This is a genomic window from Flavobacterium sp. ZT3R18, from assembly GCF_007097385.1.
GTDB lineage: Bacteria > Bacteroidota > Bacteroidia > Flavobacteriales > Flavobacteriaceae > Flavobacterium.
Genome location: NZ_VJZS01000011.1, coordinates 64,442 through 81,358, shown reverse-complemented (window position 1 = coordinate 81,358; position 16,917 = coordinate 64,442). Strand labels below are relative to the sequence as shown.

The 16,917-nt window shown below is 31.7% G+C and carries 12 protein-coding genes and 1 pseudogene; 9 read left to right on the top strand and 4 right to left on the bottom strand.

Going from position 1 to position 16,917, the window contains the following annotated elements; genetic code table 11:
• The first annotated feature begins 42 nt into the window (after window positions 1-42).
• From FNW52_RS12705 to FNW52_RS12695, 3 genes are all read left to right on the top strand, one after another.
• A complete protein-coding gene (locus tag FNW52_RS12705; protein ID WP_143377847.1) occupies window positions 43-1,332 on the top strand; it encodes a DEAD/DEAH box helicase in 1,290 nt (429 codons plus the stop codon).
• A 566-nt stretch (window positions 1,333-1,898) separates the two neighbouring features.
• On the top strand, window positions 1,899-2,129 hold the full coding sequence (locus tag FNW52_RS12700) for a DUF2188 domain-containing protein (protein ID WP_143377846.1): 231 nt from the start codon (window positions 1,899-1,901) through the stop codon (window positions 2,127-2,129).
• A complete protein-coding gene (locus FNW52_RS12695) occupies window positions 2,129-2,806 on the top strand; it encodes a hypothetical protein (RefSeq protein ID WP_143377845.1) in 678 nt (225 codons plus the stop codon). Before FNW52_RS12700 ends, FNW52_RS12695 begins: the two co-directional genes overlap by 1 nt.
• 297 nt (window positions 2,807-3,103) lie before the next feature.
• Here FNW52_RS12695 and FNW52_RS12690 read toward each other — a convergent pair whose 3' ends face one another.
• Together FNW52_RS12690 and FNW52_RS12685 are read right to left on the bottom strand one after the other, a co-directional pair.
• The gene (locus tag FNW52_RS12690) at window positions 3,104-3,802 is read right to left on the bottom strand and encodes a pseudouridine synthase (protein WP_143377844.1); all 699 of its coding nucleotides are present in this window, start codon (window positions 3,800-3,802) and stop codon (window positions 3,104-3,106) included.
• A gap of 138 nt (window positions 3,803-3,940) precedes the next feature.
• A pseudogene (locus FNW52_RS12685) lies at window positions 3,941-4,627 on the bottom strand (YifB family Mg chelatase-like AAA ATPase); the annotation flags it as partial.
• Between the two features lie 112 nt (window positions 4,628-4,739).
• Here FNW52_RS12685 and FNW52_RS12680 point away from each other — a divergent pair.
• The 4 genes from FNW52_RS12680 to FNW52_RS12665 are packed head-to-tail and all read left to right on the top strand — an operon-like array spanning window position 4,740 to window position 9,088.
• Window positions 4,740-5,402 (top strand): TnsA endonuclease N-terminal domain-containing protein, encoded by a 663-nt coding sequence (locus tag FNW52_RS12680; RefSeq protein ID WP_143377843.1) that lies wholly within the window; start codon window positions 4,740-4,742, stop codon window positions 5,400-5,402.
• Window positions 5,395-7,215: a Mu transposase C-terminal domain-containing protein gene (locus tag FNW52_RS12675; protein ID WP_143377842.1), complete on the top strand. Its 1,821-nt coding sequence runs from the start codon at window positions 5,395-5,397 to the stop codon at window positions 7,213-7,215. Before FNW52_RS12680 ends, FNW52_RS12675 begins: the two co-directional genes overlap by 8 nt.
• The gene (locus FNW52_RS12670) at window positions 7,212-8,099 is read left to right on the top strand and encodes a TniB family NTP-binding protein (RefSeq protein ID WP_221933397.1); all 888 of its coding nucleotides are present in this window, start codon (window positions 7,212-7,214) and stop codon (window positions 8,097-8,099) included. Before FNW52_RS12675 ends, FNW52_RS12670 begins: the two co-directional genes overlap by 4 nt.
• Window positions 8,100-8,107: 8 nt before the next feature.
• Window positions 8,108-9,088, top strand: coding sequence for a TniQ family protein (locus tag FNW52_RS12665; protein WP_143377841.1), 981 nt, complete (start codon window positions 8,108-8,110; stop codon window positions 9,086-9,088).
• On the opposite strand, the gene FNW52_RS12660 is transcribed toward FNW52_RS12665, so the two are convergent.
• Both FNW52_RS12660 and FNW52_RS12655 read right to left on the bottom strand, forming a co-directional pair.
• The gene (locus FNW52_RS12660; RefSeq protein WP_143377840.1) at window positions 9,072-10,856 is read right to left on the bottom strand and encodes a hypothetical protein; all 1,785 of its coding nucleotides are present in this window, start codon (window positions 10,854-10,856) and stop codon (window positions 9,072-9,074) included. The genes FNW52_RS12665 and FNW52_RS12660 overlap by 17 nt on opposite strands.
• A 399-nt stretch (window positions 10,857-11,255) precedes the next feature.
• Entirely contained in the window at window positions 11,256-12,122 is an 867-nt protein-coding gene (locus FNW52_RS12655; protein ID WP_143377839.1) for a hypothetical protein, read from the bottom strand.
• A 212-nt stretch (window positions 12,123-12,334) separates the two neighbouring features.
• Between FNW52_RS12655 and FNW52_RS12650 the strand changes: the two genes are divergently transcribed.
• Window positions 12,335-12,946: a recombinase family protein gene (locus FNW52_RS12650; RefSeq protein WP_143377838.1), complete on the top strand. Its 612-nt coding sequence runs from the start codon at window positions 12,335-12,337 to the stop codon at window positions 12,944-12,946.
• 155 nt (window positions 12,947-13,101) lie between these two features.
• Window positions 13,102-16,896, top strand: a complete 3,795-nt coding sequence (locus FNW52_RS12645) for a hypothetical protein (protein ID WP_143377837.1) — start codon at window positions 13,102-13,104, stop codon at window positions 16,894-16,896.
• Window positions 16,897-16,917: the final 21 nt, after the last annotated feature.

Genomic DNA, 16,917 nt, shown 5'->3' with positions numbered 1-16,917 from the left:
GAAGTAATCTAAATAATAGGGTTTACTTCATCAACACAATATATGTCATTTAACTCATTAGGCTTATCTGATGCTTTATTAAAAGCCATCAGCAAAAAAGGATATTCTACACCTTCTCCAATACAACAAAAAGCAATTCCACCCATTTTAGAAGGCAAAGATGTATTAGCATCTGCACAGACAGGAACAGGGAAAACAGCAGGCTTTACACTTCCAATATTACAATTATTATCGCAAGGACAACACTTAAGACAAAGACCCATTCGTGCCTTAATATTGACCCCAACACGAGAATTGGCAGCTCAGGTATATGCCAATATAAAAGAATACAGTGAATTTTTAGATTTACGCAGCGCAGTTATTTTTGGAGGTGTCAACCAAAATCCACAAGTCAATCAATTGCGTCAAGGTGTCGATGTTTTAGTAGCAACTCCCGGTCGATTAATCGATTTGCAAAATCAAGGTTTAATTTCTCTATCAAAAGTAGAAGTCCTAGTTTTGGATGAAGCAGACCGTATGCTAGACATGGGTTTTTTACGTGACATTGAGCGCATTATTAAAGTATTACCTTCAAAAAGGCAAAACTTGATGTTTTCGGCAACCTTTTCAAAAGACATCAAGAAATTGGCAATGGGTATTTTGCACAATCCCGTTCATGTCGAAGCAACTCCAGAAAACACAACAGTAGATGCTATTATTCAAAAAGTATATCCTGTTGCAAAAGAGAAAAAAACAGAACTAATAATAAAACTTATTTCTGAAGGAAACTGGAAACAGATTTTGGTTTTTACACGAACAAAACAAGGAGCCAACAAACTAACAGAAAGCATGATTAGTGCTGGGATTAGGGCCGCAGCTATTCATGGTAATAAAGGTCAAGGCGCACGAACCAAAGCATTAGCAGGTTTCAAAGACGGAAGCCTAACCGCTTTGGTAGCTACAGATATTGCCGCTCGAGGTTTAGACATCCCGTTATTACCGCATGTTGTTAATTTTGAACTACCTAATATTCCCGAAGATTACGTTCACAGAATTGGTAGAACAGGAAGAGCTGGAGCAAGTGGAGAAGCTATTTCTTTATTTAGTCCAGACGAAACCACTTTTTTACGCGATATAGAAAAATTGGTCGGCATGAAATTACCTGTAGAAAATATTAAAGGTTTTGAGCCAGACCCTAACGCATCTACTGAACCCATTAAGCAAGGTCAAGGGAGACAACAACGTAATTCGACTCCTAAGAAACCAAAAACGGATAATGCAAACAGAAGCAGTACTAATAGTTTTGGTCCAAGACGTCCGAATCAAAATAATGACAGACGTTCTAATAGATAATAACTAAGAAATTAAGATTTTTTAGGAGCAGAATGATTTCGTTTTTTAAGGAAGTCACCTCCCGCTATACACTACAATCCTTGTGAGGGCTAAACGCCAGCCCTCACAAGGTTTTTCGTTTTTATCGGGGCTATAATTCACGATTTTATCTCTAAAGACCTTTGTATTCAAATCTTTGAAAAAACAAAGTTGCTCTCGTTTATGGGCACAGTTTGCAAAACTGCGCTATCCAACTCGATGTGTTTAGTTCAAATCAGAGTGGTCGGGTTTAGCTACGAGTATGGTTACTAACCGAAATTTACTTTTCTGACAGTGACAGTGACAAAAAGTTTTGAAAACAAAAAAAACTGTCATAAAGACAGTTATATGTTTATTTTTTAATTATAATAAATTTGGACTAATTTTTGTATTAATAAAATCTTAATCTTTTCCCAAGATTATCGAAAAAAGAATTTCTAAAATTAATGTAAAATTAGAGCCTGTCAGAGGGTGCAAAAGTACATTTAATTTTTAGAAATCAAAATTTTTTCAAAAAAATATTTTGTTAAATTAAAATTAAAAAGAACATGACTAAAAAAAATGTACATGTAGTTAAATCAAAAAGCGGAGAGGTATGGTCCGTAAAAACAGAGAATAGCCAAAAAGCTTACAGGAATGTAAGCACACAACAAGAAGCTATTGAAATTGGTAAAAATGTTGCCAAAAGCAACGGTTCTGAACTTTTAATCCATGGTGTGAATGGTAAGATAAGAGAGAAGAATAGTTATGGTGATGACAAACATCCACCAATAGGTTAATGATAAGAGGATGTAGTATCTCAGTAAATCAATTGGCCGATTTTTCGCAAAGCACACTAGCGAAAAAGAAAAGCATTATTAAACAGCAAAAAACACCTAACTCTTTTAAAATTGCTTATTATCAATTAGCTAAAGCTAGAATTAAAAAGGTAATGGCAAATAAGGGAGATATTCAACCGGTGTTGGATGGTATTGAAATTTTGAAAAGTAAAACGTTAACGAAACCGAGGCAAATTAATGACAGAATAGTTTCGCTAGAGGCTTTACAAAGATTCGTCAGTTTCCAAATTCCTAGTTTGTTAAAAAACTATGACTACAAAGTTTTGAAAAATGTTGAATCAAAATCAATTGTTATTAAAGGTGTAGAAGTTATCGTATCGCCCGATTTAATTATTGAAATTGAAATAGATGGTAAAAAATATTTAGGAGCACTAAAAACTCATATTTCCAAGGGGAATAAGTTTGACAGAAAACAGCAAACATATGTTGCTAGTACACTTCATAAATATTTAGAATCAGAAGTTGCTAAAAATGGAGAAATTGTTTTGCCTGAATTGTGCATTTCAATTGATATTTTTGGTGAAGGGATTGTTACTTCTCCCGTTAATATTAGGGAAAAAATAAAAGATATTGAAGTAATATGTGAGGAAATCAAAATGTTGTGGGACGCCTCATAAATTTTTAGGGAAAAGATTAATCAATGAGCCGAATCGTAAATGATTCGGTTTTTTTTATGTTTATAAAGCTCGATAGCGCGGATTTGCAACCTCCGCTCCGCAAAGTCTCAAGACTTTGAGCTTTTAATTTAAATATTCTTAAAAATCGCAAACGATATAAAAGTCTCCCGACTTTTTTCGTAAATGTCTCAAGAATTGATCAAAAATCTGAAATCTCAACTCTGCTCATCTTTATACTGAAAACTGTTGTTTCAAAATACAACAATAATTTAAAGCATTAATTTACAAATTATTATTCTATTCATACTTATTCAAATCTAGCTTAAGAATAGTACCTACTCTGCTAAACTCTTCATTAATCTTTGCATTCAAGATTAGTTGTTTATTTGTTATTGGATGATTAAAAATTAACTGATGTGCATGAAGCATCATTCCTTTCAGGTCAAAATTCTCCAACCATAATTTATTTTGTTTGTTACAACCATGTGGACGACTTCCTAAAATGGGATGAAAAATATGTTTGAAATGTTTTCGTAATTGATGCATACGTCCAGTTTCAGGAATCGCTTCTACCAAACAATATCGTGACGTTGGTTGATTGTTAAATTCTAACTCAACTTCGGCATTTTGCAAACGATGAAAGTATGTTATTGCATTTTGTTTAATTTCATCATCATTGGTTAAATCATAATCTATCGTAAGTTCTTCGGGTGACCAACCACGTAAAATTGCTAAATATTTTTTTTCGACTTCGCGTGTGGCAAAACGATCATTCATAATTTTTAAAACGGCTGCATCCAACGCAAATAACAAGACACCAGATGTTTTACGATCTAACCGATGAATAGGATAAACATGTCGCCCTCCTATTTGATTTCTCAATTCTTGAATAGCATAAACTTTTGCATCGCGCGCATAAAATGATTTGTGAACCAACAATCCACTTGGTTTATTAATTGCTATAATATATTCGTCTTGGTAAAGAATTTCTAACATTTGGCAAAAATAAAAGAGATTTCTATTGAAATCTCTTTTTTGACTTATTTATTTCTATACTTTTCTTTTTTCATTTTAGTTCGAAAAACAAAATAGAAGATTACGATTGCTAAAACTGTTATTAAAAATCTGAAAATCTCAACCCAACCAACCATCACGATCCAAACTTCTATACTGAATGGCTTCGGCGATATGTCCAGAAATAACATGTGGAGCTGCATCCAAGTCGGCAATTGTTCTGGCTACTTTCAAAATTCGATCATACGCTCGCGCCGAAAGATTCAATCGTTCCATAGCGGTTTTTAATAACTCTTTTGAGGCATCATCGAGAGCGCAATGTTCTCGAATATGTTTGGTGTTCATTTGCGCATTATAATGTATGTTCTCCATTGCTTCAAATCGTACAGACTGGATTTCACGTGCCGATGTTACTCTTTGTCGGATATCAACACTGCTTTCCGCTTTTCGATCATCGGATAGTTTCTCGAAAGGAACGGGAGTCACTTCAATATGAATATCGATTCTATCCAATAAAGGCCCAGATATTTTACTCATATACCGCTGCATTTCGTGTGGAGAAGAAGTTTGTGGTGAATCGGGATCGTTAAAAAAACCACTTGGGCTAGGATTCATACTCGCCACCAACATAAACGAAGACGGATACGTTACCGTAAACTTGGCTCTGGAAATGGTTACCTCTCGATCCTCCAACGGTTGACGCATCACTTCGAGTACATCCCGTTTGAATTCTGGTAATTCATCCAAAAACAAAACACCATTATGTGCCATCGAAATTTCACCCGGTTGAGGATAACTTCCACCTCCTGTAAATTACACCCATAAATGAGAATAAAGCATTTAATGTATAATGACTTTACAGCATTAAATGAGAATTTCGAAGGCATAAAAAATTATTAACATAATAATACAATGGTAGATGATAACAAGTTTTAAAAGAGTGAGAAAAATTTTGGCGAATAATTTTTCTGTTACAGGTCATATATGCAGTATCAAGAACAATGAACATGTAGAATTTGAATCGTCTTTAGAAAGGGATTTTATCTACCTTTTAGAATATAATCTCGAAGTTAAAAGATACTATGAACAACCTATAAAAATTCATTATCTAGATGAGAATATAGAAAAATACTATGTTCCTGATTTTTATGTTGAATATTGGGATGGCACTAAAGAACTTGTCGAAGTTAAATATGTTCAGGAATTAGAAGAAAAGAATAGTGAATTATCTATAAAATTTAAAGCAGCAGAACTTTTTTGCAAGGATAATAATATCTCTTTCAAAATTTATAGTGAGCATTTGATTCGAACACCTCTAGGTTGGAATGCAAAATTTTTAAACTATTATAGATATCCAAAATTTGATTTAAATTTAGATGAAGCTACAATGATTCGAAATAGATTAAAAAAGTTAAATGAATCAACACCAGCAATAATAATTAAGGATATGGCAAACGACGAATCAAAGCAAGCTGAACTTTTATATTTATTATGGTATCTAATAGCAAATTATTCGATAACTTTCGATAATGATAAAAAACTCAGTATGAACACCTTAATTTGGGTTAAAAAAAATGGATAGGTTATTAATTAATATTGGGGAGAAGGTAATCTTCAAAGAAAAAGAATGCATCATTGTAAAAATTATAGATATTAATACAGTGTCTATTGAAGAAATTTTTACAAATGTAGTACATACTGTACCTAACAGTTTGATTAGTCCGTTTAATTCAATTAAAAATTATCATGATATACATGATTTACCTGATGACAAATGGCAAAAAGCACTAAAAAGATTTGAAATTATAAAACCGATTCTCTTACAAAGAGGAAATATTGATTTGGTAAAAGATACTGCTACTGAAAATCATATTAGTATTGCGACTCTATATAGATGGATCAAAACATACACAGAATCTGGATTAGTTTCTTCTTTAGTAGGAAAGAACAAAGGAACTAGAATCGGAAAAAGTAGGCTAGATAAAATTTCAGATAATATCATAAATGACAAAATACATTCTGTGTACTTATCCAATTCAAGACATTCAATCATAAAAACCATTAGAGAAATTGTAATGGCTTGTAAAGATATGGATATTAAGCCTCCACATTCTAACACCATAAGAAATCGGATTAAAAACATTTCAGAGGAAGAAAGAATTAGAAAACGCTACGGGAGTAAAGCTGCCAGAGAAAATTTTGAACCAATAAAAGGCAACTTCCCAGGTGCTGACTATCCTCTTTCAGTTGTTCAAATCGACCATACACCTGTTGATATAATACTCGTTGACAATCATTTAAGGCAACCATACCAAAGACCTTATCTTACTTTAGCTATAGATATCTACTCTAGAGCAATACTTGGCTTTTATTTGTCATTTGATCCCCCAAGCTCACTAAGTGTAGGAATGTGCATATGCCATAGTATTTTGCCAAAAGAAAGCTGGTTGGAATCAAAAGATGTAAATACAGATTGGGACTGTTGGGGTATAATGGACACCATACATGTTGACAATGCTAAAGAATTTCATGGAAATATGCTTAGAAAAGCAACCCAAGAGTATGGAATTGATTTAAATTTTAGACCAATCGCTACACCACATTTTGGAGGACATATTGAAAGAATATTAGGTACATTTTCAAAAGAAATACATGACTTACCAGGGACTACTTTTTCATCAATTAAAGAGCGTGATAATTACGATTCTAAAAAAAACGCCTCTTTTACTTTAGATGAATTTGAAAGATGGTTGACAATTTATATCACAAAAATTTATCACAAAAGAATTCATTCGTCAATAAATGAAACACCTATTAATAGGTTCAAAAAAGGAATTCTAGGAGATAATACTACTATTGGCAAAGGTATACCTGCAAGAATTTTTAATGAACGGAAAGTAAGGCTTGATTTTATGCCTTTTGTAGAAAGAACAATTCAAGAATATGGCATTATGCTCAATCACATTCATTATTATGATGATGTCTTAAGATCATACATAAATTCTAAAGATGAAAAGGGAAATAAAATAAAATATATTTTCAGAACAGATCCTAGAGATATTAGCATTGTATATTTTTTCGATCCTTTTTTAAAAGAATATTTTGAAATTCCATATAGAAATACCTCCTTCCCTCCTATTTCAATTTGGGAACATCGTGATGTTGTTAGAAAACTAAAAAAAAACAATATCGAAATTATTAATGAGGATACTATTTTTTCTGCTTATCGTGAATTAGAAGAACTTGAACGAACTGCGGTATCTCTCACAAAAAAAGAAAAAAGAATGGATAGAAGTGAAATTATACCACAAATAGAGCAAATTTTAAATTCAAATAAAAATATTGAATCTAACAAAAAAGAAGTTGTAATTGAACCTTTTGAAGATATAGAATGATGAATTATTTAAATGATAGAACAAGAGAAATAGTGCAAAACTCTTCGATAGAAGAAAGGATTAACACTGCAAAAAATTTTAGTTGGATAGGTTATACACAATCAGTTAATGTTTTTAAAAAACTAGATGATTTAAAAAATTACCCTAAAGTCTACAGAATGCCAAACCTTCTGTTGATAGGAGAATCTAATAATGGTAAAACAGCAATTCTAAGGAAATATAGCGAAAGAAATGAAGCTTATGTTAGAGAAACTGATTTACAAGTTATCAATCCGGTTCTCTATGTTCAAGCTCCTCCAGAACCTGATGAAAAAAGATTTTACAACATCATACTTGACAATTTATTTGCTCCTTCAAAAACTACTGAAAAGATAGATTCTAGACAACAACGTGTTTTACATTTGTTAAAGCAGATGGAAACAAAAATATTAATGATTGATGAAATACACCACGTCTTGGCTGGCTCCACTAGAAAACAGAGAACATTTCTAAATGTAATAAAATTTCTATCTAATGAACTTCAAATACCAATAGTTTGTGCAGGAACGAAAGATGCATTTAATGCTATTCAAACCGATCCTCAATTATCAAATCGCTTTGAGCCAAAAATATTACCTCGATGGACTAATGATATTGAATACAAACGCTTATTACTAAGTTTTGAGAAAGTACTACCTTTAAAAAAGGAATCAATGTTAATTGAAAATTCTATAGCTGACAATATCTTAAATAAAAGTGATGGATTAATAGGAGAAATTTCTAAAATTTTGGAATTAAGCTGTATTCATGCTATTGAAACTGGGAAAGAAAAAATAGATAATCAAATTATTAATTCGATAGATTATATTCTCCCAACCAAAAGGAGAAAACAAATCTTACATTAATTTAAAAGATGGTTTTTATTCATAATAAAAATATCTGGCCTGCTTATATTCCTCCGCAAAAAGACGAATTATTTTCGTCGTGGTTATGCCGATTATCAGCTGAACATCAAGTAAAAGTTTATACCTTTCTTAAAATATATTTTAAAAATTCAAGTTCCTTTTTAGCTAGAAATATTGATTTACTCAAACCCTCTGAAATCATTGATGGAATAATCAACCATGCTCTTTTAGATAAACAACAAATAGATAATTTATTCTTAACATCTTATGAGGGGATCATTTTTGAGAAAGCAAATTGTCAAACTTATACAACCGGATTATTACCTTTAGGTATATTTAATCAAAAAAGAATCAATTTTGGAACATTATATTGCTCTTCATGTCTAAGTAAACCAATCCCTTATTTCAAAAAACAATGGAGATTATCAATTTCTTTAGTTTGTTTAGAATGCAATGTAAGATTAAAAGAAAAGTGCGATAATTGTAAGAGACCTGTTATGTATCATTTAACTAATCAATCTATCAACACAAGTGATGTTATATATCCCCTTTCTCTTAAATATTGTCAATGTGGATATGATTTATCCAAAACAAACACCAAAGATATGCTACCTACAATGATAGAAATCGAATATCAAAAATTTATTAATCAAACTATAAAAGACGGTTATAATAATATCTCATCATTCTCTTTTCTCTTTTTCGAAGGATTTATCATGCTCATTACTAAATATTTATCTTCAGCAAAAAACAATCCATTTAGAGAAAAATTATTATTACATTATGCCAAAGAAACTATTCCTTGTAAAAAGAAAGATTTTGGACTTTGGCCAATTGATAGTAGAAGACTAGCTATTACTGATGTTTTTCCTTTATTTGAAAACTATCCTTACACTTTAGATGAGTTTTTAAATAAAAATAAAATTTCTAAATCATATATTAGAAATGACAATAATTATCCATACTGGCTTCTTAAACTTTTTCCTTAGCGTTTTTAAAAATTCTTCCCTCTATTTTATAGGCAAGTGTAGAAGCTAAAATATAGATTATATCAGTATCTGTCTTCCCTACTTTACGAAGTGAATTTAACTTTGTTATTTCGTGCTCAATTGGTCTAAATATTCGAATATTCTCTTGACTCTGAAAATTAGAATTCTCTTTTGAATTCACTTTAGACCAATTATAATCGTGTACATTAATAACCTTTTCCAAAAAAGATTTGATCCTAATATCTCCAACCAAATTAAAACTGTTATTATTTGTGCATCTAAACATCCCAATATGTTTATTTTCGCCTGATTCAATTAAGATATAATTACCGTAGTTTTCATTTTTAATTTGACAAATACTAATTACCAAAGATCTAAGCCTTATTTTTGTTTCTAAGCCCGAAGGAGCAATAGTCAACCGAGGATTCACATCTTTATCACTAAGAGTTAAATAACTAATAGAATATCTGTTTTTTTCTAATAATTCTATAGCTTTAAAAAAGACTTTAAAAAAAGAAAATGATTCTTCTTCAATAGCTTGATATCTTGCAGTTTTACTATTCCCATTTTGTTCATTGTAATTAATGCTTAATTTTTCAATATCTTTAAATAAGTATTCATTAAAATACTTATTTAATTGATCGAGTCTAGGAGCTTTTTCAAATTCAAGATCTGAATTGAATTTTCGACTGTTTATGATATCGTTCTCTACTTCGGGCAATGAATTATTAACAGGTTCATCTGACAATTCTTTACTTTTAACTTGATCTTCCCACCCCTCTTGAATAGTTTTTTTGTCATATTTTACTTCAGGTTTACTTTCCCTAGAATCCGTACTTCGCTTATCAGTTAAGTCAAATAAATTAATTTTTTTTATCTCAAAAAAAGATTTCTCATTATCTAAAGGCCTTGCATCCAATATTGAAAGCACTAAAAATTTCTTCTCATTTGAATTGAAATCAGTTAAATAGATTCCATTTACGTTCAAATTAGTTTTTATTCCAAAAGGCAAACTTGTATTTATGTATGCTTTACTCTGCTCTTTGTTTTTTGCTTGATTTATCCATTCAGAATGATGCTCATTAATTTTCATTAATGCCTTTCGACCTGCACTGTATTTTGTAAAAAAATATTTTCCAATAAACTTTGCTGAATCTTCATTAATAATTGTACTTGGATATAATAATATATCTGGTTCCTTTTTAATCAGATGAAATATTGATTCAAAATCATTTGTCAAAATATTTGTTACACGAGTATTTGTGTAGAAGAAAAAATCCAAAATTGGATGTACTGGTATAATATAAGTAATAGAAGAAGGATTCTCTTTTCCAATTTCCACTTTTTTTACAAATCTTTTATAATAACAGGGTACACCATCAATAAAATCAGTATCAAAAGTTTCTGCATTATCAAAAGGTGCGATAACATCTTTATAGGGATCTATCAAAACAGTATTACTATAGACATTTTTTATAGAGAAACTTTGATTAGAGGTTAATATTAAATTCCCAAAACTATCTACAATTGATCCTATTGGAAAATTTATTGTTCTTATTTCTTCAATCTCTACACATACCTTTAAATTATCTTTCCTAAAAATATTTTCTTTATTGTATTTAAGTTCTTTTATATTAATTAATATAGCTTCTTTAAAAGTCTGTCCTCTCCAAATAGATTCTTTATAAGAAATCAATATCCAATATTTAAAAGTATTTTCATTTGTATATTTAACTATCTCCTTTAGTTTATCTTCAATATTAACCATTCTTAAATATTTGTATTATAATTACAAACAAATATGATAATATTTTTAGTGATAAAAAATTTCTTGTAATTTTTTTTTAGCCATTTTCGATTATCCTCTAAAAAGGTTTCATAACATATATCCGCTCATTCTCTGTTTTCATTAGAATTTATACAACCGCTATATTTAACTTTAAAACTTCTAAAGGTTTTTAAAAAATCATAGTAAATGGTTATTAAATTATTCCATTTTGCTTATTCCAAAATACTTCAACAATACAGTTATATAAAATACTGTAGGTTATATTAGTACTTAAATACACCATGTTTTTTCCCTTTGTTCAAAATGTTTGTTAATCTTAGATGAAATAGAAAAGGGTAACAATTAAGATACCCTTCTATTGTTTCTGTTATAGTTGTCTTAAACTTTAATAAAATCGTTGGTTTCAATTGGTAATGCTGGCCTTTTCTTTAATATATAGAAACCTGTTTTGGTTAGTTTGTAAAGTGGAATAGCGTATGATAGAGTTACAAAAGTTCTTTTTTGATTTATATTAACATTTCCTAATTCATAACCTAAACCAACTTGAAAATCTAAAAGAACAATATTTAGAACGGGGGCAAATACATTTTTGGTATCCTCCCCTGTTCCAGCTGAAAATAAGAACCCAATTTGAGCTCCAATAATGTTCGTAAATTCTTCATTTACGATTTCGCTATTACCATTTGTAGTAGCGCGGTAGACCCCGTAATTATAACTGATTCCTGCACCAATTGAAGTAAATAATGTGATTTCACCTTTCTTGGATTTAACTTCAGGTTTGGATATATCTTCAGGTATAGTTTTTGTAAAATTAAATCGTGCAAGTGGAACGGAAAAGTTTGTAGTTATAACTCTTGCGAAATATTTTTTAGATTCATTGGGATTCAATGTATCAACATTATTAACCAAATTTGTTTTGTATTTAGCTTTTTCAACTTCAAACTTAGCTCTTTCAGTTTTATACTTTGCGATTTCAGTTTTTAATTTTTCTTTTTCTTCTGCCGTTTTATTTTCTTCAGTTTTTAATAAACGTTCGTTTGCTAAACTTTCTGCTTCCTTTTTATTCTCTTCACTCTTTTTTTTTATTCTCTCGGCATCTAAATTTAACTGTGCAGTTTTTTCTAGGTATTCTGCCTCTTTAACGTTTGCTTCTGCCTCTTTACGTTTTGTTTCTGCATCTTTCTCTTGAGAATAACAATTAATTGAAAGGGAGATAAATACAATTAGCAATAATTTCTTTTTCATAATTAAAGTGTCTTTTGGTTACGCAAGCTAATTTACAATAAATTCTTATTAATAAAATGTAAAAACCATTAAAAGTCCAAATAAGTTCATTTTAGATACCCAATATTAGACTATAGTCTAATATTAACCTGTTATTCGTATATTTACTTAACGGATTCACTAATTCGAGAACATACCAAATATACCTACCCTAAATTTGACCTATTAATTAAATGAAAGCACGTTACATTAGAGTATCAACACTCAATCAGAAAATAGAAAGACAATTCGAAAAGCAACATCAAAATGAGATCATTTATATTGATAAAATAAGTGGATCAACTCCATTTTCAAAAAGATCACAAGCTTCTAAATTATTAAAAGATATTTTGGATAAAAGAATTAATTATGTTAGCATATCAAGCATTGACAGATTAGGACGCAATACTTTAGATGTTCTCCAAACTATTGAGAAATTGCATTTACAAAATGTATGTTTGAAGGTTGACAATCTGGGGTTGGAAAGCTTAACAAATGGGAACGAAAATCCAACATTTAAATTAATAGTAAGTGTACTTGCTAATATTAGCGAAATGGAAAGAAATTCCATCTTAGAAAGGCAGCAGGAAGGCATTGCAATTGCTAAAGCTAAAGGGACATATAAAGGACGGGCTAAAGATACTGTTGAATCCTCTGAAAAATTTCTTGCCAAATACCCTATGGTTGTAAATTACTTAAGTAAAAAATCTCCACCAACGTTATTAGAAATAGCAAAACTTACTGATTGCTCAAAGAATACAGTGCAAAAGGTAAAAAAATTGATAACACAACAAGTGGGAAGATAGCTTTTTTATCAAGCTTAATATTCAATTAGACTGAGAAATAGATAACTCTCTTTTAATTACGAATTTAATTACGAATAGTAGAGATAATTCTTTAAATTTGGATGAATCAAATAACTCTAAGTTGATTTAAATCTAACCTTCGTAGATCTCCACGCATGAAAATTGACAGAAAAAACATTGAACAATGGGCAGATGCCATAGATTCCAAAGGAAATTTTCCTTACTTAATTTCAAAATTAGTCAATGCAACCGCATCTTCAAGCGCTTTTATAAACATTCCATATGGCAGTGCTTCTTATCTTGGGGGTTGGGATGGAATAGTTGAATCTGATGAAGGTAGATCTTTTGTACCAGCAGGAATATCTTTATGGGAATTTGGAACGGATCTTGGTCCTAAAGGAAAGGCAGATGAAGATTATGAAAAAAGAACAGCAGATCCACTAGGATATCCGCAATCAGAATGTACCTTTATATTTGTAACACCTAGACTTTGGACAAAAAAAGATAAATGGAAACAAGCTAAATTAGACGAAGGAATATGGAAAGATATCCGGGTTTATGATTCTGTAGATCTAACGCAATGGTTAGATAATTCGTCCGCAGTCGCCAGATGGTTTGCTGTGCATCTTGGCATTGTACCTTTTGAAGGAGTACTCACAGCAGAACAATTTTGGCTAGAATGGTCTGCGGGTCCCCTAGGTAAATTACCTCCACAAATTATCACTTCGGGAAGAGAATTAGAAATGGAAAGACTTACTACCTTTTTAATTGACATACCTGGAATTAAAGCCGTCAAAGCAAAAACCAAAACCGAGGCGATGGCTTTTATAATAGCAACTGCAAAACAATTGCCTACAGATCATAGTGATCGTTTCTTTTCAAAAACCTTATTGGTTGATACAGATGGAAATTATAGAGCCTTGCATACAAATGCCAATCGAACTCCCTTAAACTTAATTCCTAAATTTGAAGACACAACACCTTTATATGCTGCAGTACTAACTGGTCACCATGTTATAGTTCCACTAGGGGGCGATGATACTTATAATCTTGAGCTCATCACATTACCGACCATCGTAAAAGAGGGGCAGGTTGAGGGTTTAGTAGAAATGGGATTAACTAGAGAAAGTGCTGAACGCTTCTCCAAAGAAGCCGGCCGAGATATCGCTCATTTACGCAGATTATTAAAATTCCCGCAAAACAACGCAGTATGGTTTAAAAATGAAAATCTAAGAGATATAGTACCTGCCCTTCTTCTTGGAAGATGGAACAGCAACAATATTGGAGATCGCGAAATATTGGAAAAATTATCAGGCATACCTTTTGACAACTATCTCGAAATTCTAACCCGATGGAAAAACTTGGAAGATTCTCCTTTATTACAAATTGGTGATACCTGGAGATTAACTTCACCACTCGATCTATGGGATAGTTTATCCGGCTCTTTAACTGAAAATGATTTTAAACTACTTGCAGAATCTTTTTTATTGATCTATCAAAATACAGACAACCAAGAAGATAACAATGATGGTACAATATATATTATACATCCTTTTAGCAAACCAAAAAAATATTCGAGCTGGGCAAAAGAAGGGCTAATACAATCACTAATACTCATTAGCCAATACGGAGATGGCTTAAAGCTTTCCAAATTACAGAAGCCTGAATTGTGGGTAGATGTGTTAATTGATAAGTTGCTATACAATGCAACTGGTGAGCAATGGATTACACTGGATCAAAAGTTACCTTTAATTTCAGAGGCATCACCAAACAGTTTTTTAAAAGCAGTATACCATTCTTTACAAATGGAAGATCCTACAATTATATCTATGTTCAAAAGTAAAAAAGGTTTCTTGGGTGAATCTAGCAATCATACTGGACTGCTTTGGGCACTAGAAGGATTGGCATGGCTTCCTGAGTATTTTTATGATTCGACTATAATTTTACTCAAACTATCTGAGCTAGATCCGGGAGGCAATCTTGTGAACAGGCCTAGCAATAGTCTAATTGAAATTTACAAACCATGGCATTTTCAAACACTTACTCCTTTTGAAGAACGCATGGAAATACTAAAAACAGCCGTAAGAAAAGAAAAAAAAGAAGGCTGGAAACTTCTCACTAAACTATTGCCGGAAAATCACGGAAGTGCAAGTCCGACCCATAAAATGAGATGGAGACTCTTTGACAAAAACATTAACTTAAACTATACCTATGGCGAAATTTATGCAACCTATTCGGTGGTAGTGGACCTTTTGCTGGAACTATTTGATGGCACCGACGAAAAGCTTGCCCAACTCATCGGACATTCAGCAATAATGACGTCTTACGAGGATAGTGAAAAAATGCTATCATTTATTGAAAAGGCCAGTTCACAAATACCAAAAAACAGCACTCTGGCAAGGGATAAAACCAGAAAAATTCTTTATCATCATAGATCTTACCCAACAGCAGATTGGTCTCTATCTGACGACATTTTAGCACGCTACCAGACTCTATATGATACCTTAGAACCTGATGATATAGTACTAAAATACAAATGGCTCTTCGACTCTTTTCACGTTGATTTTCCTGATGGAAAATTTCGCGAAGAGGATGATGAAGATCAATATCAGAAACGTTTTAAAAGAATAGAAGAAGTAAGAATTGAAGCATTAGAAATAATAATCGATACCATTGGCTTAGACAAAGCTATAGAATTAGCAAATACACCTGACAGTTCAAGAAGTATAGGGGAAACATTGGCTGTAATACTTCAGGGAGAAGCTGAAATTCTTGCTGTACTGTGCGTATTAAAAAAAGAAGAGCCCAATTTGGATATAGTACATCGCTTTGTAGAGATTAAGGTCATAAAAGATGGACTAGATTGGGCATTTGAAATATTTAAAAAATTACAAAAAGAAGGTTTCGAGGATGAACAGTTGGCACAATTCTTTATTCCTTTATATCCTTCTAAGGAGTTATGGGATTTTATAGAGCATACCACCAATACTCTAAAACAAACTTATTGGCACTCTATCTATCCCCGATTTTATCATATTTCCGTTGAAGAAAAAATAATCGGTATGAATTACTTGCTGTACTATAAAAGATTTATTACTGCAATAAATACAGCCTATATGATTAAAGGGGATCTTCCTACAGAGTTATTAACAGAAATTTTACATCGAGCTGCCACCGAAGAATCTTTAGAACAAAATTTTCTTAGGGAACATGAAGTCTCCAGTTTGTTTAAAACACTGGAAAAAAGAGAAGATCTCAATCATGAAGCTTTAATAAAACTTGAATGGCTTTACCTGAAGATTCTCGGGTCATACGGCTCTGAATACAAACCCAAATATTTACATCAGGAATTGGCCGAAAGCCCTGAATTTTTTATAGAAATTCTTAAATGGTCATATATGCCAAAGGATGATAAACGAAAGGAAGAAGAAAGAAAAGTACTTTCCCCAGAAGCGTTGAAGAGCTTTGCTGAACAAGGTTACCAACTTTTCAATGATTTCAAAACTATACCAGGCATTCAAAAAGACAATACCATCAATCCTGATCAATTAAACGTATGGATAGATGCTGTAAGACAGTTGGCAGAAGAAGCAGATCGCATTGAGATGGCTGATATGCAGATAGGAAAGTTACTTGCACAATTTTCTGAGGCCAATAAAGACTATTGGCCACCTGATGAAATCAGTGAAGTTATTGAGAGAATAAACACCAAGGGCCTTAAAGATAATTTTTCGATAGCCGTAACAAATAAAAGAGGATTTACTTCTAGAGGACCATTTGATGGAGGCACTATCGAAAGAGATAATGCTGCCCATTTTAAAAAACTGGCCGACTTACATAAATTCAAGCATCCCAATCTTTCTGAAATTTTTAACCAGATTGCCTTTGGATATCTTCAGGATGCAAAACATCAAGATGATCAGGCCGAGAGAGATCGATTAGAATATTAATGAGACATCTTAAAAATCATA